This is a genomic window from Nocardia sp. NPDC052254 (assembly GCF_040679495.1).
Classification (GTDB): domain Bacteria; phylum Actinomycetota; class Actinomycetes; order Mycobacteriales; family Mycobacteriaceae; genus Nocardia.
Map to the genome: position 1 here is coordinate 179,957 of NZ_JBFAUW010000006.1, position 18,257 is coordinate 198,213.

Below are 18,257 nucleotides of genomic sequence, written 5' to 3' on the forward strand. Positions count from 1 at the left end.
GCGGGTTTTCCCCGCTCAGCCCCAGGCGGTATTGATGTGCCCGGGATTCCACATCCCGCCGCGCGTCTGCCGGGTGATCGACGGATTCGCCGCGCCGGCGCCGGTGTCACGCGGTGTGAGGCGCTGCAACTCGCCCCAGTCCCGGCGCCAGTCGTCCTTCAGATAGGTGGCCAGGGTCTGCGAGGCCAGCAGTTCCTGGCTCCAGCCCAGTGGGCCGCCGCCCTCGTGGCTCTCCCACAGTGTGGTGTCGTGGGCCGCCGGCCGGTCGGGCAGGATGCGCCAGCCGGGTACCTGCGCGATCCCGTCCTTGTGGTCGTAGGGCCGCTGGCACGGGAACTGCAGGCCGACAGCCCAATCCAGCAGCACCGGACTCTGCGAGCCCACCATGTCCTGCAGGGTCGTGGTGCGTGGCATGCGCGGCGGTGTCAGCGCCACCCACTGGTTCGGATCGCGATTGGTGTCCTGCGCGACGACCCGGATCACATTCGCCTGTGCGGGAATCTGGCCGAACGGCACCCGCAGATTGCGCCACGACGGCGTCGGGCCGATGTCCATCGGTATCACCGAACCCAGCGGATGGGCCTCGGTCGCCGAATCGGTACTGCCGTACTCGATCTCGACCCGTTGGCCGGGGGTGATCACACCGTCGGAGTCGATCGAGCGGATCCGCCCGGCCGCGGTGATCGACACGATGCCGGAACGCTCGGCAGGATCGGGCAGCTTGTACCACCCGGTCGTCAGGTCCGCCGGATCCTGTTCACCGGCGGTGCCCAGTTCCGGCGTGGTGGCCGAATCCAGCCCGAACGGCAGTGGCGCACCGGCGGTCTGGGTGCCGGCCTCGCCGTTGTTCTTCCCGCTGTCGAAGGCGCTGGAGATACTGCTGCTGTTGGTGGGTTCGCCGTCCGGTGTCAGATCGCCGACACCGTTGGGCACGAATCCGGTGGCCCCGGCGGTGAACGTCGTCTGCGGGTCGCCGGTCAGCGGGGCCAGCATCGAGGCGTTCGGATCGGTTTCGACCAGGACGTCGTCGGCCAGTCCACACGGGTCGCCCAGCACCGCGTCGACATTCGAGCGAGCCAGGGAGTACGCCGGATACTGGGCGACCGCGCCCTTGGCGAACGAGGCGATCTCGAACACCACCAGCAGCGCCGCGGCCACGGTCAGCGGCGGAATCTTGGCCCAGCGCCAGCCCGAGCGCGAGATCCGGTGCGGCGTACCGGGTTCCGGCGCCCGCACATGCCACCACCCCGCCAGGGCGAGCAGCACGACCGCGACCAGCAGGAACAGTTTGCTGATCCCGATCCCGTGGACCGACGGCGGCTTGTCCCACCACGGAATCCCGTAGCTGGACACATACCACCATTCGTTGACACTGGTGAAGATCTGGGCCATCACCAACGCCACCACCGCGCCGAACAACGCCCGGTTGCGCGGCGAGCGCATCACCCGTGGCCCGACCGCGACCGCGGTCAGCACCGCCACCGCACCCGCGAGCCCGGCGTAGACACCGTTGTGGTGGGTGAACTTGGTGGGCGTGGTCGCCATCAGCAGGATCGAGGCGAAGGTGATGCCGAGCAGGCGCCGCGCCGGGCCACCCGCCGTGAACGGAATCCGTCCCCCCTTACGCAGCAGCACGAACACACAGACCAGCAGGCCCAGCCACAACGCCACCATGCCGAAGCGGCGGCCGATCGAGCCGTCGGCGGTCGGCATGAACAGCCACTGATAGTTCAGATAGTCGTTGTACCAGGGATCCGACGGCCCGACCGCGGTGTGCACGCGGCGCATCTCGAACATCGCCGCCAGCGGCTGCACCGCGAATGCGAAGGCCAGCACCAGCGCACCGGCGGCGGCCAGCGGCGCCAGCAGGGCGCCATAACCGTGCACCAGCGCCCAGCGGGAGCGCCGCCGGCCGGTGTCGGGATCGGCGGCCAGTTCCCGGGCCCGGGCACCACCGAATCGGAAGACCGACCGCATACCCGCCAGCAGGGGTGCCACGCAGATCACGCCCGAGGGCGCGGCGGTGAAGCTGAAGGCCGCCACCAGAATCGCGATCGCATACGGCAGCAACCGTCGCGTCGCGATCGAACGTTCGACGAAACACCAGGTGAGCAGGACACAGACCGCGATGACCGGCTCGGGCCGCAATCCGTTGTTGTACGGCAGCCAGACCGCCAGGAAGATCAGCGCACCGGTCCACACCGCCACCCGGTCGTGGCGCACCGCCACCCCGAGCCGCGGGATCACCTCCCGGCTCAGCGCCAGCCAGGTCACCAGCGCCGCGGCCAGCGTCGGCAGCCGCATCCACGGACTGGCGGTGCTGATCTCGGTCATGTGCGCGATGATGTCGTACGGCGGTGTGCCGACCGGGTTCTCGGGCACACCGAAGAACCGGAAGTAGTTGGCCATGTAGCCCGACACGAGCGAGGCCCGCGCCATGCCGAACTGATAGCCGTCGTCGGAGGTGGTCGATCCGATGAAGTGCCACAGCACCAGGCTGCCGAGCACCACCGCGTCGACCGGTCCGAAGGTCCACCACCGCTGCGGCAGCCAGCGCCGGATGCGACGGCCGTCGAGCCGGTCCAGGCGGAACAGCGCCGCCAGTGCGATGAGGGTGAACACCACCGCCAGCACGGTCACCGCTCGTTTGATCACGGTGGGTACCACCGAGAACCGGCTGTCCACCTCGGCGGTCACGCTGGTGCCCGCGGCCGTGGTCAAATCGCTGTACACGCCCACCAGTTGTGGGCGCCAATCGCCTTGCAGTGTCACCGGTTTCGCGTCGGTTCCGGTGAAAGTCGCGGTGGTGTGCGAGATTTCGGAGTGCACGGTGAGCACGCAATCGGCGCCGAGTCGATCGACGGGCACGCTCACCAGCGACTGATTGCGCAGCACCGCCTCGAATTGCCCGGGCGCGCCGTCGGTTCCGGGCCGGACCCGGGCGACGAATCCGTACCGCTCCTGATTCGGTGCGCCCGCGGGCATGGTGGCGGTCAGGGTGCTGCCCGTGGCGGGCAGTTGCGACATCGCGGCACAGGGCACGGTGGCGTCGAAGGTCAGCGGCGCATAGGACACCAGCGGCGCGTCGATACCGCGGGTGGATCCCTCCTGCGGCCACGACAGCGTGGTGCGGTCGACCTGGACCGGCAGCAGCGGCACCGCGATGGCACACAGGGCGCCCAGCAGTCCGGCGATCAGCGCGATCGGCTGCGCCCAGCGAGCGAATCGTGACCGGTCGACCCGGTGCCCCTGTCCTGCAGCGGGCGTATCGTCCGCCCTCACCATCGTGTCGGTCACGGACGCAGATGCTAGCGCGGGGCCCTGGGAACGAACGAAGTCGTCCGACCTTTCTCAGTCTTTGTTTAGTTTCTCCCGGCAGGCGCCGCGGCATAGTGCCACGTCATCGCCCACCGAACGCCCCGAGGCCGGTCACCCTGGGGGTGACCGGCCTCGGAGACGGAACGGGACCTACTCGCACGCGGGCGACTGCTGACCCAGGTTCTTCAGGCCGGCGCAGGCCCAGCTCTTCTGCAGCTTCCACTGGCCGTCCTGGGCGACGAACGGAACGTCCACCGAGTTCGGCGCGCCGCCGTTGACCGAGAAATCCGCCTTCGCGGTCAGTGTGTCGCCGCCCAGGTACTGCACCTGGGTGACGTTGATCGTGGCGTTGTTCTGCTGATACGCGTTGGTCAGGTTCCCCATCATCTGGGGGTCCTTGGCCAGCGCCTCCTGGCCGTCCTCGAGCCACTGCGCCTTCTGCTCGGCCGGCACGTTCGGGTCCAGCGCCTGCGTCAATTCCGCGTTCAGATCGGCAGCCGTCGGCACCGGAGGCATGTTGGCGGCCGAGGTCGCCGCCGCCTTGCTCGTCGCGGCCTTGTGGCTCGTCGTGTGCTTGTCGCCGCTACCGCAGGCAGACATGCCCAGCGCAGCCACGACAGCCAGGGTGGCGACCGCGATGCGTCCAGTCATCTGAAGCTTCAATGCTCGTCCTTTGCGTTCGAGTTGGTCTCGGGTTCCGTTCACGTGACAGCTCCCACCCGATCGGCGGCAGTGCACGAGTGGCCTCACGCTACCCGCCGAATTTCAACGAAGACTAAGGAGCGGATCGGCCGGGGTGAGATCGTCGTCGTCGGCAGCGAAGGTATACGCCGGGCCCGGCCCTGTCGAGCGGGTCTCGAAACGGACGGTGACGCGGCCGTGCCCGCTGCCCTGCACCCAGCCGTGTCCATGCTCGGGATGGGCGACATCACGCCCGGGATACCAGAATTCGGAGGTGTAGGAGCGGGTGGCCGGTGGTACGACCGGATCGACGCCGGGCACCGCGGTGGCGACGGGTTCCTCGAACACCGTGCCGCGAACGGTGCCGGCGTCTCTGTCCAGCTCTGGGAACAAAGACTCCTGCCGGACCACCGACAGCCCGCCGAATCCCACACCCACCAGCCGAATGGATCCCAATTCGGCCGGATCGATGGCCGATCGCCGCGCCGCGGCGGTCAGGGTCGCGAGGTCGGCGGTGGCATAGGGCAGGGTGAGCGACCGCGTCACGATCCCCATATCGCTCTTCCTGAGTTTCAGGACCACGGTGCGCGCCGCCCGGCCGTCACTCAGCAGCCGGCGATGGGCGGCCGCGGCCATCGCCTCGATCGCCGGTCGCAGCTGCGCCATGGTGACGATATCGCTCTCGTAAGTGGTCTCGGCGCTGATCTGCTTGGCCTCGGCCCGTTCGGCGACCGGCCGGTCGTCGATGCCGCGGGCGAGCCGGTGCAGTGCCGCGCCGACACTGCCGCCCAGCAGCGAAACCGCCTCCGGTTCGGGCAGATTCGCGAAAGCGCCCACGGTCTCGATCCCCACCGACCGCAACCGGTGTTCGGCGACCGGGCCGATCCCCCACAGTTTGCGCACCGGCAATCCCGACAGCAGCGCCTGTTGTTCGGCGGGTGAAACCACCCGCACACCATCGGGTTTGGCCATCCCCGAGGCGATCTTGGCCAGCTGCTTACCGGTGCCCGCCCCCACCGAAGCCACCAGCCCCGTCCGTTCCCGCACCGCGGCACGCAACCGCTCGCAGAAGTCGCCGACCCCCGCCACACTCGCGCCCGCGAGTTCGGCCGGCTCGGCGAAGGCCTCGTCGAACGACAGCGTCTCCAGAACCGGCACCCGCGCGCGCAGCGTGTCGAAGACCTGTCCGCTGAGTTCGCCGTAGACGGCCCCGCGCGGCGGAATCACCACCGCGGTGACACCGACGAGCCGCCGGGCCTGATGCATGGGCATCGCCGAGCGCGCACCGAATACCCGGGCCTCATAGCTGGCACCGGCCACCACGCCGCGCCCGCCCATCCCGCCGACCAGGACGGGACGGCCACGCAGGGTCGGCCGGGTGAGCTGTTCGGCCGAGGCGAAGAACGCGTCCATATCGATGTGCAGCACCCAGCGCCGCGCCACCGCCCCGGCGGCAGCCGCCGGCCCAGCGCTCACCGCCGCCCCCGCGGGCCCGACGTCGCGGCACCGGCGGCACCCACCGGACCGGACACCGCGCCGGCGCCGGAATTGCTGCTGGGTTCCTGTGCGCCCGAGCGCACCCCGCGACCCCTACGGCTATCCGCCCAGACCCCGGTAAATACCCCTTGACCAGGTGCGAGCCGTAGCGTAGCCGGACCGGGGACAGAAGCCATATCCGGAAATCTACGCCCGGGGACCGACATGTCCGACGGCCCGAGTGTGTGATGATCGGTTCATGACCATCCGCAAGGCTGTGATCCCTGCCGCCGGTATCGGCTCCCGCCTGCTGCCGCTGACCAAGGCCATCCCGAAGGAGATGCTGCCGGTCGGCGACAAACCGGTGATCGAGCACACCGTGCGCGAGCTGGTGGCCTCGGGGATAACCGACATCACGATCGTGGTGAGCGGCGGGAAGTCACTCATCCAGGATCATTTCCGCCCCAACCCGGCCCTGGTGGCCCAGTTGCGCGCCGACGGCAAAGCCGCCTATGCCGATGCCGTCGAAGAGGTCGGTGAGCTGGGCCGCGTCGGCCACATCACCTACCTCGACCAGCATGGCCCGTACGGCAACGGCACGCCCGTGCTCAACGCGGCGCGCACACTGGGCGACGAGCCGATGCTGGTGCTGTGGCCCGACGATGTGTTCGTCGCCGACGTACCGCGCGCACAGCAGCTCATCGATGCCTACAACAAGACCGATGCGCCCGTCCTGGCCCTGATGCCGATGGATCCGGCCGACTCCCAGCGGTACGGCGTGCCGGTCGTCGAGGATTCGTTCGAACCCGGCCTGATGCGGATCAGCGGGCTGCGCGAGAAGCCCAAGCCGGAGGATGCGCCCTCGTCGTTCGCGGCCATCGGCGGCTACGTGGTCACCCCCGGCATCATCGACGAGCTGCGCGCACAGGTCGATCGCTGGTACACCCACCGCACCGGCGAGGTGTACCTCACCGACGCGATCAACATCTTCGCCGCCTCGAATCCGGTGTACGGACAGGTGATTCGCGGGCGCTGGTACGACACCGGTAACCCCGCAGACTACCTCACCGCGCAGTTCGCCTCGGCTCTGTCCCATCCCGACTACGGCCCGCTGCTGCGCGGTCTGTGCGCCGAGTGAGCCACCCGGCGGGCGGTCCCTCAGCCGCCCGCCGCCCGGTCGTTCCCGTCAGAAGAAACGGCGAATCGCGTAGATGTCGAATTCGCCCAGTGGCGTCAGCCCGATCGGCACCCCGGGTGCGTAGGCATTGAGCAGCATCCCGCCACCGGCGTAGATCCCCTCGTGGGAGCCGTCGGTGTTCACGATGACCACATCACCGGGCATCATCGACCCGAACGGCACCGCACTGCCCGCACGTGCCTGTTCCCACGTGGTGCGCGGCAGCGCGATTCCGACCTGCCGGAAGGCCCACTGCACCAGCCCCGAGCAGTCGTACGCGTTCGGGCCGGTACCGCCCCATTCGTAGGGCTTGCCCGCCTGGGATCCGGCGACATTCAGGGCGATCATCGCGCGCATGCTGGGCACCGGCAGTACTGCCGAGCCGCTGGCACTGCCGGATGCCGACCCCGAACCCGAGCCCGAATCGCTGCCGGTGTCCGCGGACCCGGAGGAGCCTGCGGTATCCGCCGGAACCGCGAGCGCCGGGCCCGCCCACATCGTGAGCGATATGGCTGCCGCGACCGCGGCCAGCAGATACCGGGAGAATCTGGCGTGCGCGGATCCGCGCACGGATGACAGTGCCATGTGCTCGCCCTTCGGTATGACATGCATCGACCAGGGCACGCCGACCGGCGATCGCACAGCACACACATGGACTCGGGATGGCCGCTTCCCCACGGGCATCTCAGCCGGTCAACTACCTGGTAGTGCAGTTCTTCATCGGGGGTCGATCCGGAAAAGACCTAAGCTCAACTAAACAGTGACGGTTGCTGTGACATAGCTGTTTTAGCGCAAGTAACACCCACACCACAAGTAGCAATCCGCAACCGTGACCATGTCCGGCCTCACCGGTCCCACCCCCGGTCGCGCGCACGATCAGCCACAACGCCACGCCGGCTCGCCCTGGAATCGGCGTATCCGCGGGTCAAGCGGGGTGAACACGCCGAGTCACGCTGCCCCGCAAATCGACCTGGCACTGTTGTCCGCGCACATCCCGATGCACGAATCCGCCCATCGAAGGCGGTATCGACCGGCGCGCCCGATCCGGTAGCTGCCGGATCGGGCGCGGGTCGTGATCAGGCCTTGGTGATCGCGGCGCGGACGCCGCCGACCAGCTCGGCCGCGGCGGCACCCGCGGGCCCGAAACCGAGCTCGGTCGCCAGGATCTCCCCGGCGATGAGGTCGCGATGGGTCCGCGCCCACTGCGACCGCTCCTCGGGCACCTCGAGCACCACGGTGATGCGATCGGAGACGTCCAGACCCAGCGATTTGCGGGTCTCCTGCAGATCCCGGATCAGATCCCGAGCCCAGCCCTCGGCCTCGAGCTCCTCGGTGACCTCCGAGTTCAGTACCACCAGACCGGCGTTAGCGGGCAGGGCGGCGGTGGATTCGGGTTCGCTGGCCACCAGGCGCTGGGTGTACTCCTCGGGCAGCAGCGCGATCCCGTCCTCGTGGCCGGGTACCAGGGCCCGCACCACCCCGTCGTCCTCACGCCATTGACCGGCCTTGACCGCCTTGATCACACCCTGCACGTCCTTGCCCAGCCGCGGACCCGCCGCGCGGGCGTTGACGACGAGCTCGAAGCGACCGTGCGCGGCCACATCGGTGGTCAGATCGACCCGCTTGACGTTGACCTCGTCGGCGATCAGATCGGCGAACGGCCGCAGCCGGTCCGCGTCGGCGGCGGCCACGGTGACCTCCGACAGCGGCAACCGCACCCGCAGATTCTGCGCCTTGCGCAGGCTCAGCACCGTCGAGCACGCGGTACGCACCTCGTCCATGGCGGTGACCAGGTCGGCGTCGTGCGGCAGTTCCTCCGCGGCAGGCCAGTCGGTGAGGTGTACCGAGCGGCCGCCGGTCAGACCCCGCCAGATCACCTCGGTGACCAACGGCAGCAGCGGCGCCGCCAGCCGGGTGGTCACCTCGAGCACCGTGTGCAGGGTGTCGATGCCGTCGCGGTCCTCTTCCCAGAAGCGCGAACGCGACCGGCGCACATACCAATTGGTGAGCGCGTCGGCGAAGGAGCGCAATTCGTCGCAGGCCGTGGCGATGTCGTACGCCTCGAGCGCCTCGGTCATGACATCGCGGGTCTGCGCCAGCTTGGCGAGGATGTAGCGGTCGAGGACATGCTGCGAGTCGGTCCGCCACTGCCCCGGCCGGGATGCGTAGAGCTGCAGGAAGGTCCACGCGTTCCACAGCGGGCGCAGCGCATGGCTCACGCCCTCACGGATACCTCGCTCGGTGACGATCAGGTTGCCACCGCGCAGTACCGGTGACGCCATGAGGAACCACCGCATGGCATCGGAGCCATCGCGGTCGAACACCTCGTTCACGTCGGGGTAGTTGCCCTTGGACTTCGACATCTTGAGCCCGTCGTCGCCGAGCACGATGCCGTGTGCCACAACGGACTTGAACGCCGGGCGGTCGAACAGCGCGGTCGAGAGCACATGCAGGTTGTAGAACCAGCCACGGGTCTGGCCGTTGTACTCGACGATGAAATCGCCCGGGCTGTGCGGACGAGCGAACGACGATCCCGCCGTCTCCGATGTACCGGCGCCGCCGTCGGTACCGGATGTACCGGCGCCGCCGTCGAACCACTCCTTGTTCTCGAACGGATAGTGCACCTGGGCGTAGGGCATCGACCCCGACTCGAACCAGCAGTCGAGCACCTCGGGAGTGCGTCGCATCATCGACTTCCCGGTCGGGTCATCGGGATTGGGCCGCACCAGTTCGTCGATCCCCGGCCGGTGCAGGTCGGCCGGGCGCACACCGAAGTCGCGCTCGAGCTCGTCGAGGGAGCCGTACACGTCCACGCGCGGATACGCCGGATCGTCGGACACCCACACCGGGATGGGCGCACCCCAGTAACGGTTGCGGCTGATGTTCCAGTCGCGCGCGTTCTCCAGCCACTTGCCGAACTGGCCATCACGGATGTGATCCGGCACCCAGGTGATCTGCTTGTTGAGCTCCACCATGCGGTCGCGGAACTGCGTCACCGCCACGAACCAGGACGGCACCGCCATGTAGATCAGCGGCTGACCGGAACGCCAGCTGTGCGGATAGGAGTGCTCGATCGTCTCGTGCCGCAACAGCTTTCCGGCCGCCTTGAGGTCGGAGATGATCACCGGATTGGCATCGAAGACCATCAGACCCTCGTACGGCGGCACCATGGAGGTGAACTTGCCGCCCGCGTCCAGCGGCTGCACCACTTCGATGCCATAGGACGAGGCGACGTCCATGTCCTCCTCACCGAACGCGGGTGCCAGATGCACCACGCCGGTACCGGAGTCGGTGGTCACGTAGTCGGCATTGAGTACCCGGTGCGAGTTCGGGTGGCCGAGGAAGAAGTCGAACGGCGGGCGATAGTTCAAGCCCTCGAGCGCCGCGCCCGAATGCTCCGACAGCACCTCGAGGCCGTCCTCGGCGGTCCCCAGCTCCCGGGCGTAGTGCGAGACCCGTTCGACGGCAAGCACATACCGCTTCCCGTCCTTGCCACGCACGTGGGCATAGGTGATGTCCGGGTGCACCGCGACCGCCAGGTTCGAGGGCAATGTCCACGGCGTCGTGGTCCAGATGAGTGCGTTGGCGCCGTCGAGTGCGTGCAACGGGTGATCGGCGGGAACCGTGAGCGCCATGTCGACGGTGACGGCCGGGTCCTGGCGCATCCGGTACGCGTCGTCGAGGCGCGCCTCCTGATTCGACAGCGGTGTCTGCTCGTACCAGCTGTAGGGCAGTACCCGGAACCCCTGATAGATCAGCCCCTTGTCGTACAGCGACTTGAACGCCCACATGACCGACTCCATGAAGTCGAGGTCGAGGGTTTTGTAGTCGTTGTCGAAGTCGACCCACCGTGCTTGGCGCGTCACATACTCACGCCACTCATTGGTGTAACGAAGCACAGAGGATTTACACGCGGCATTGAATTCCGCGAGCCCCATGGCATCGATCTGTGATTTGTCCGTGATACCGAGTTGCTTCTCCGCTTCGATTTCCGCGGGCAATCCGTGTGTGTCCCAACCGAAGCGCCGTTCGACGCGCTTACCGCGCATCGTCTGGAACCGCGGAACCAAATCCTTCACATATCCCGTGAGCAGATGCCCGTAATGCGGCAAACCGTTGGCGAACGGCGGACCGTCGTAGAAGACGAACTCTTCGGCGGGAGCGACGGGCCCGGAGGCGGCAGCCTGCGAACCCACGGAGGGCCCCGCGGACGCCGACGCGGACACCGCTTCGCCGCGCTGGTCGATGCTCGCGCGGAAGGTGTCGTCGGCCGCCCAGTACTCCAGTACCCGGCGCTCGAGCTCCGGGAACGTCACGCTCGCGCCCGACCGCGAGCCGGCATCCGCATCGCTGAATTCGACGCGGGGATAGGCGTTGCGGGTGGATGTCTGGTCCGCCATGGCGGCTGCGGTCTCCCTCGTGCCAGTGCGCCCGATCGGCGCATTCGGTGGGCACGGGGACGACCTCGGCGCCTGTGCGCCGCTGCCGCGGTACCACCCCGCTTGTCCGCCCGGACTGCTCCGGCGCGCGGACCTCTCGTTATGAGCTGTGACGGGCTCACCCGTTCGGTTCTACTGAGCGCCGGCGGCGCGGTTCTTCCGAAGGCTCCCCGGGGATGACCGGATCACTGCCGTGCTACAGGTTTGATTGTAGCCAGTGCGGGCAACGCTATTTTCGTGCCCCGCTCACCGCCTGGCGTGACGCCCCGGCCGTGACTGCGAGTCGTCCTCGGGGTTCCGGAAGGCAAGTGCGCTGACCAGCAGCACGACGGCACCGAGGACGCATACGACGATGCACCCCCACGCCCAGATCACCGATCCGGTCGTCAGCGCCGTCACCAGGAGGGCGAAGCCGATCGCGGCGAGTACGAGTGTCAGGACGAGCATGGTCACCCCCTAGCCGGGCAGGGCGGCCGCCGCGTCCCAGGTGGGCCGAGCGGCACGACAGAACTACGACCACACAGCGGTGTGCGACGCCGGCCCCCGGCAGATCGACGGGGAGGCGGGCACCCGGAACGAGCTTATTTACCGCCCTTGGCGAACGACGCCGGTGCGTGGTTGTTCGATACTGCCTCGAAGGCCTCGCCGCCGTCGACCGGAACCGCCGAACCACGGTTCTCCAGCTCCTCGAGCTGCGATTCCAGGTAGGACTTCAGCCGCACGCGGTACTCGCGCTCGAAGGTCTTCAGCTGCTCGATCCGGCTCTCCAGCACACTGCGCTGCTGGGTGATGGTGGCCATGATCTCGGTGTGCTTGCGCTCGGCATCGGCCTGGAGTGCGTCGGCCTTCTCCTTGGCCTGCCGCAGCTGGCTGTCGGAGCGGGTCTGAGCATCCGACAGCATCGAATCGGCCTTCTGGCGAGCCTCGCCGACCATCGCGTCCGAACGGGTCTGCGCTTCGCTGACCATTCGCTCGGAGTTCGCCCGAGCACTCGACAGCAGCTGTTCGGCCTCGGACTTGGCATCGGTGGTGAGCCGGTCGGCCATCTCCTGGGCCAGGCTGAGAACCTTCGCGGCCTGCAGGTTCGCATCCGCCGCGGAGTTGTCCTTGACCGCGACGGGCGCCGGTGCGGGCACCGGCACCGGCGGCGCCACAGGGACGGGCTTCGGCGGTTCCGGTTGCGGCGGAGCGGATTTCACCGCCTGCGGGGCCGGACGCGCCTTCTTCGCATCGGCCAGCTCGGCATCCAGTTCGGCAACCCGCTGACGCAGGTCGGCGTTCTCCTCGATGAGGCGTGAGAGCTCCTGTTCGACCAGGTCGAGGAAGGCGTCGACTTCGTCCTCGTTGTAGCCGCGCTTCCCGATCGGCGGTTTGCTGAACGCGACGTTGTGCACATCGGCTGGAGTCAGCGGCATGGAAGGATCCCTTCGCGCTTCGTACGGAGATCTACCGTAGATCTTCTAGCAAGCTCTTGTTCCCGGCCCATTCTGTCACACCGGAGCTATCGGCTGTCCGAGCCTGCTGACGATGGACATCAGAATGAACACGATGAAAAGCAGGACCATAATCGAAAGATCGAGTCGAATTCCCCCCAAGTTCACCGGAGGTATCAGGCGCCTCAGCAGTTTCACCGGCGGATCGGTGATCGTGAAGATCGCCTCCAGCACGACAGCGACGAACCCGCGCGGATGCCAGTCACGCGCAAAGCTACGGATGAACTCGACGATCACTCGGCTGATCAACAACAGCCAGAAGAGGAAGAGGAGTACATACAGCACCTGAAACAAGGCCACCTGTCCACTTTGCCTCAGATTCGGTGTCCTGCAAACTCCCCGCGCCGACCATGCGGCATCGAATCCCCCGTCACGGCCGATCGACCAGGGCCGCGGCCGCGCCGCGGCTCCCGGTCCGACCGTTATTTCTGGTTGTAGAAGCCGTTTTCGGCGATCCGGCGGCGTTCCTCGGCCGATACGTCGACATCCGACGGTGAGAGCAGGAACACCTTGGTGGCCACCTTGTCGAAGGAACCACGCAGCGCGAACGCCAGGCCGGCGGCGAAATCCACCAGGCGGCGGGCGTCGGCGTTGCTCATCTCGACCAGGTCCATGATCACCGGAGTGCCGTCACGGAAACGCTCACCGATGATCGCGGCCTCGGCATAGGTGCGCGGACGCAGCGTCGTGATCTTGGACAACGGACCTCCGTCCTCGAAGACAGGGGTCCGCCGCGGAGCCGGCTCGAACCGGGCGCGCTCCTCCAGCCTCCGCTCTTCCATCCGCCGCTCGGCCTCGGGATCGACCGCGAGCGCGCCATGGGTGGTACCGCGCACCACCGGAGTACCGCCGCCGAGTCCGCGGGAGCGGCCCGACGGCGCGGATTCGATCCGCGTCGGGCGGCGCACCGGCTCGTAGCGGTCGTCGGAGTAGGACTCGTCGGCGAACTCCGAACGCCGCGGCACCGAATACCCGGACTGATACGGAGCCTTGTAACCGGGTTCCGGATAGCCGGAGTCGTCGCCGAAGCGCTCATCACCGAAATGCGAGCGCCCGGTGTCGTAGGAGTCGTCGGCGAAACGGGACCGGCGGCCACGATCGTCCGGCCCCATCGGGCCACGATCGTCGAGGCCGCGGGCACCGCGGTCGTCGATGTAGTCGTCTTCGTATTCCTCGAGCGGGACCATTCCGAAGTACGCCTTGAACCTGTGCAGGGTGCTCATGCGTCCACCTCGCTAGCGCTCGGTTCCAGCACGAGCACGCTCGTGGCTGCGTCGATTGTGTGCTCGCTACGCTCGCTCATGCTTCCACCTCGCTCACACCGGCCGCCGGCACGAGCACGCTCGTGGCTGCGTTGACAACTCGCTCGCTACGCTCGCTCATCCTGGTCGACCTTCCTACGGCCCCGACTGGCCTGGGTGTTGAAGTCCTGCTCAGCCCCTCAGCCCCAAGCATATGTTTCGAATGTGACTGATGAGGTTTGTTTGCTATTGCGAGGTTATCGGTCGCGCGCCCATGAGGGCGGTACCGACACGCACGCAGGTAGACCCGTGTCGAACGGCGACCTCCAGGTCGCCCGACATTCCCGCCGACAATTCGCTCGCGCCTGGATGCGCCCGCAAGAGCGCGTGATGCAGACCGGCCAGTTCGGCGAATGCCGTATCCGGGTCCACATCGAGTGGCGGAATCGCCATCAGTCCCCCTAGCTGCAGATTCTCCGTTTCTTCGACCTGATCGGCGAGGACAGCGAGATCATCCGGCACGACACCGCCCCGGGTCGGGTCGCGATCCAGACTGACCTGCAATAGCACACGAAGCCGGTCGTCGCGCGCGCCCTCGTCGCGGGCGACGGCGGTCGCCGTGTCCAGTGCCCTCACCAATCGGTCGGAGTCCACAGAATGCACCGTATCGGCCCAGCGCACAACCGATTTCGCTTTGTTTCGTTGTAAACGTCCGATCATGTGCCAGCGCATCTGCGCCAGATGTCCCAATGACGCCACCTTGGTGGAGGCCTCCTGTTCTCGCGATTCGCCGAATTCCCGGCGGCCGAGGTGGTACAGGATCTCGATATCTGTGGCCGGGAAGTACTTGGTCACCGGCAGCAACCGGACGCTCGCGCGATCACGCCCGGCCGCCCGGCAGGCCGCATCGATGCGTTCCTCCAGTTGCGTGAGCGCGGCCCCGAGTTCGGCCGTGCGGGACTGCCGGGTGACATCGCCGTCCGATTCACTTGTGCCGATACCGGATTCGCCGCCGTCGCTCACCGGTCCGCCTCCATCCAGATCACACTCGCGATCCGGCCGGTCGGTGCACCGCGGCGGTGGCTGAACAAGGTCTCGTCGGAGATCGTGCAGCGCGGGTCGACCGCGACCCCGCCCACACCCGCCTGCTCGAGCTGCCGGCGGACTCCCGCGCGCAGATCCAGTCCGGGTGTGCCCCGCCGGGTGGTGGTGGCGCTACCGGGCAGATGCGATTCGACATCGTCGCGCATGGCCGCGGGCACCTCATAGCGATCACCGCCGGCGGCGGGCCCGAGGAAGGCGCCGATGCGTTCGGGTTGCGCACCAACCGAAATCATCGCCTCGAGTACCCGGGGCACGATCCCGATCCGCGCGCCGACCCGCCCCGCGTGCACCGCCGCGATCACTCCCGCCTCGTCATCGGAGAGCAGGATCGGTACGCAGTCGGCGGTCAGCACCACCAGCGCCAACCCGGGCACCCTGGTCACCAGCGCATCGGTCACCGGCACCGGCTCCGCGCGCGGGCCGTCGACGATTTCGACATTGCGGCCGTGCACCTGCTCCATCCACACCAGCCGGTCCGGCGTCAGGCCGATCCCCTCCGCCAGGCGAATCCGGTTCCGGCGCACCGCGTCCGGATCGTCACCGACATGATCACCGAGGTTGAACGAATCGTAGGGCGCGCGGGAGAATCCGCCCGCCCGAGTGGTGGTCACCCGCCGGGTCCGGACCGAAGCAGTCGTCATGTCACCGACAGTAGTAGCCGCGCGGACCCCGCTGCGATCGCCGGATGACCGACCAGCACATCGGCCGGGCCATCGAGGCGGCGTGCGAGATCACCGAGTTCGACGAGGCGGTGTACGAGAAGCCCGCCGCAGGACCGGAACCGCTCCGCCCGCCCGGACGCGGCCGAGCCCGCTCCCCGTGGCGGGAGCGGGCTCGGTCGTCTTCGAAAAACTGTGCGCGTCAGCGCCGCATGAACGAGGGCACGTCCACGTCGTCGTCGGTGTCCTCGTCGGGCGGCTGGATGTGGTTGCGGCTGTTGTGCGCGATGGTCGGCTCGGTGGCCGGGCGCGGTTCGTAGGACGGCGCCGGGCCACGGGCGGGCGCCGGCTCGGCCGGACGCTCGGGCTCGGACTGCCGGGCGGAACCGAAGTCCCGGCTCCGAGTCGTGGTCTGGCCGACATCCCCGGCCCGGCCGGCCCCGATATTGGCCCGGCTCGCGGGTTCGATGCGCCGGGCGGGAGTACCGCCGTCGAATCCCGCGGCGATGACCGTGACCCGGACCTCGTCACCGAGCGAATCGTCGATCACCGTTCCGAAGATGATGTTCGCCTCGATGTGCGCCGCCTCCTGTACCAGCGAGGCGGCCTCGTTGATCTCGAACAGCCCCAGATCGGAACCGCCCGCGATCGACAGCAGTACGCCGTGCGCGCCGTCCATCGACGCTTCCAGCAGCGGCGAATTGATCGCCGACTCCGCGGCTTTGACCGACCGGCCCTCACCGCGCGAGGATCCGATGCCCATCAACGCCGAACCCGCGCCGGACATGACGCTCTTGACGTCGGCGAAGTCGACGTTGATCAGGCCGGGGGTGGTGATCAGATCGGTGATGCCCTGAACACCGTTGAGCAATACCTCGTCGGCGGAACGGAAGGCATCCATCAGACTGACCGCGGCGTCACCGAGCTGCAGCAGCCGATCGTTGGGGATCACGATGAGGGTGTCGCAGGATTCGCGCAGCGCCTGGATACCGGTTTCGGCCTGGTTGCTGCGCCGCTTGCCCTCGAAGGAGAACGGCCGCGTGACCACACCGATGGTCAGCGCCCCGAGCTTGCGGGCGATGCTGGCGACGACCGGTGCACCGCCCGTTCCGGTACCACCACCCTCGCCCGCCGTGACGAAGACCATGTCGGCGCCCTTGAGCACCTCTTCGATCTCGTCCTTGTGGTCCTCGGCGGCCTTGCGGCCCACTTCCGGGTCGGCACCGGCGCCGAGCCCACGGGTGAGTTCGCGGCCGACATCGAGTTTGACGTCCGCATCACTCATCAGCAGCGCCTGGGCGTCGGTGTTGACGGCGATGAACTCGACTCCCTTGAGTCCCTGTTCGATCATTCGGTTGACGGCGTTCACGCCGCCGCCGCCGATACCGACGACCTTGATCACTGCAAGGTAGTTGTGCGGGGGCGTCATGGGCTCTCGCCTTCCTTCGATCCAAAGCCTGTCGTTTCCGGATGCTCGGCGCGCCGATTCGAGTTTTCCGGTTCGCCCGGGTTCACACTCGAACAAACCCTAAACCTGAACCATAGGGTTGGCGTTATGTCAAGTATCCGACTGGTGCGGAACGCTATTCGCACCTGTCGCGATCCGTGCGCAGGCGCGCCGAAACGAGAGACAGAATCTTGGGTGATCCATCTCGTCCGAGCCCGTCGGGCATCGTATCGCGAACAGCCACCGCAGACACCGGGATCGGCTCCCGAGATCTGCATGACCGTATATTCACCGGCCGCGCACGCGGTCGCGGCGCTCGGACGATCCGAGGCGCCACGGCCATCACACACGACCATCGACTCCCGGCCGCCGGTCGAAAACCGCGACGGCACAACAAGTGTCATCATCTTACCGTTACCAGATCGGGGCTGGAAACGTCGAATACCGTTCCCTCGCGCGTCAGCACCGGAAGTACCACCGCCGCCTTGCGTTCGGAGTCGTCGGCTCCGCCCCACACCACCGTACGCCCGTCGCGCAACTGCAACTCGATATCCGAAACCGACCGCGCCGCAACCTCTCCCACCTGCGCACGCAGTGCCGGTGGCGCGGCGTCGAGCACCGCGACCGCGGCCCGGGTCGCCGGATCCGCACCGCCCGGGTGATCGGTGGTGAGTTTCGGAACACCGGGCGGCGCCGGTTCGATGGCGAATTCGACCGCCTCGGTGTCGACCAGATGGGTGCCCTGCGGACTGTCGAAGAACAGCACAGCCCGCCGCTCGTCCACCGTGACCCGCACGGTGGACGGGTATTCCCGCTGCACCCGGGCCGAACGGACCTTCGGCAGCGCCGCCACCCGCCGCGCGATCGCATCGGTGTCGATGCGCAACATCGATCGGCCGTCCGGAATGTGGAGCACCGCGCGCACATCCTGTTCCGGTACCGCCGACACCCCCTCGACTCGCACCGTCCGTACCGACAGCAGCGGGGTGAAGTAAGCCACCGCGAGCAGCACGATCACCACGACCACCGCCGGGACGGCCCACAACAGGATTCGCCCCAACCGGGTCGGCGGGGCCGGGCGCAGCCACGACGGGCCACGCGGAGGGCGCTCGCCGGCGTCCACGGGATCGAAATCCGGATCGGGATCGGTATCGTCCTCGGGCGGCTCGGTCGCCACACGACGTGTCATGTCCACCTCCCTCTCCGGCCCGCACCGCGGCAG

14 protein-coding genes are annotated in these 18,257 nt (G+C 67.8%); 1 reads left to right on the forward strand and 13 read right to left on the reverse strand.

Annotation, left to right across the window (positions count from 1 at the left end; genetic code table 11):
• Positions 1–15 precede the first annotated feature (15 nt).
• From AB0L57_RS17650 to AB0L57_RS17660, 3 genes are all read right to left on the reverse strand, one after another.
• Positions 16–3,297 (reverse strand): arabinosyltransferase domain-containing protein, encoded by a 3,282-nt coding sequence (locus AB0L57_RS17650; RefSeq protein WP_364962877.1) that lies wholly within the window; start codon positions 3,295–3,297, stop codon positions 16–18.
• A 171-nt stretch (positions 3,298–3,468) separates the two neighbouring features.
• Positions 3,469–3,981 carry a hypothetical protein gene (locus AB0L57_RS17655; protein WP_364962880.1) on the reverse strand — a complete coding sequence of 171 codons (513 nt, stop codon included), beginning with the start codon at positions 3,979–3,981 and terminating at the stop codon, positions 3,469–3,471.
• A 102-nt stretch (positions 3,982–4,083) separates the two neighbouring features.
• Positions 4,084–5,475, reverse strand: a complete 1,392-nt coding sequence (locus tag AB0L57_RS17660) for a DNA polymerase IV (protein ID WP_364962883.1) — start codon at positions 5,473–5,475, stop codon at positions 4,084–4,086.
• Positions 5,476–5,734: 259 nt separating this feature from the next.
• Between AB0L57_RS17660 and AB0L57_RS17665 the strand changes: the two genes are divergently transcribed.
• Positions 5,735–6,613 carry a UTP--glucose-1-phosphate uridylyltransferase gene (locus AB0L57_RS17665; protein WP_364962886.1) on the forward strand — a complete coding sequence of 293 codons (879 nt, stop codon included), beginning with the start codon at positions 5,735–5,737 and terminating at the stop codon, positions 6,611–6,613.
• Positions 6,614–6,661: 48 nt separating this feature from the next.
• On the opposite strand, the gene AB0L57_RS17670 is transcribed toward AB0L57_RS17665, so the two are convergent.
• From AB0L57_RS17670 to AB0L57_RS17715, 10 genes are all read right to left on the reverse strand, one after another.
• Positions 6,662–7,150, reverse strand: a complete 489-nt coding sequence (locus AB0L57_RS17670) for an NlpC/P60 family protein (protein WP_364963466.1) — start codon at positions 7,148–7,150, stop codon at positions 6,662–6,664.
• Positions 7,151–7,728: 578 nt separating this feature from the next.
• Positions 7,729–11,052, reverse strand: a complete 3,324-nt coding sequence (ileS, locus tag AB0L57_RS17675; RefSeq protein ID WP_364962889.1) for an isoleucine--tRNA ligase — start codon at positions 11,050–11,052, stop codon at positions 7,729–7,731.
• 285 nt (positions 11,053–11,337) lie between these two features.
• The gene (locus AB0L57_RS17680) at positions 11,338–11,538 is read right to left on the reverse strand and encodes a hypothetical protein (protein ID WP_364962891.1); all 201 of its coding nucleotides are present in this window, start codon (positions 11,536–11,538) and stop codon (positions 11,338–11,340) included.
• Positions 11,539–11,672: 134 nt separating this feature from the next.
• Entirely contained in the window at positions 11,673–12,506 is an 834-nt protein-coding gene (locus AB0L57_RS17685; protein WP_364962894.1) for a DivIVA domain-containing protein, read from the reverse strand.
• Between the two features lie 75 nt (positions 12,507–12,581).
• Positions 12,582–12,884: a YggT family protein gene (locus AB0L57_RS17690; protein ID WP_025348651.1), complete on the reverse strand. Its 303-nt coding sequence runs from the start codon at positions 12,882–12,884 to the stop codon at positions 12,582–12,584.
• Positions 12,885–13,006: 122 nt separating this feature from the next.
• Positions 13,007–13,807, reverse strand: a complete 801-nt coding sequence (gene sepF, locus AB0L57_RS17695; RefSeq protein WP_364962897.1) for a cell division protein SepF — start codon at positions 13,805–13,807, stop codon at positions 13,007–13,009.
• Between the two features lie 264 nt (positions 13,808–14,071).
• A complete protein-coding gene (locus tag AB0L57_RS17700; protein ID WP_364963469.1) occupies positions 14,072–14,824 on the reverse strand; it encodes a YggS family pyridoxal phosphate-dependent enzyme in 753 nt (250 codons plus the stop codon).
• Positions 14,825–14,844: 20 nt separating this feature from the next.
• Positions 14,845–15,570: a peptidoglycan editing factor PgeF gene (gene pgeF, locus AB0L57_RS17705; protein WP_364962900.1), complete on the reverse strand. Its 726-nt coding sequence runs from the start codon at positions 15,568–15,570 to the stop codon at positions 14,845–14,847.
• Between the two features lie 220 nt (positions 15,571–15,790).
• Positions 15,791–17,017 (reverse strand): cell division protein FtsZ, encoded by a 1,227-nt coding sequence (gene ftsZ / locus AB0L57_RS17710; RefSeq protein ID WP_364962902.1) that lies wholly within the window; start codon positions 17,015–17,017, stop codon positions 15,791–15,793.
• 421 nt (positions 17,018–17,438) lie between these two features.
• Positions 17,439–18,224 carry an FtsQ-type POTRA domain-containing protein gene (locus AB0L57_RS17715; RefSeq protein ID WP_364962906.1) on the reverse strand — a complete coding sequence of 262 codons (786 nt, stop codon included), beginning with the start codon at positions 18,222–18,224 and terminating at the stop codon, positions 17,439–17,441.
• Between the last annotated feature and the right edge of the window lie 33 nt (positions 18,225–18,257).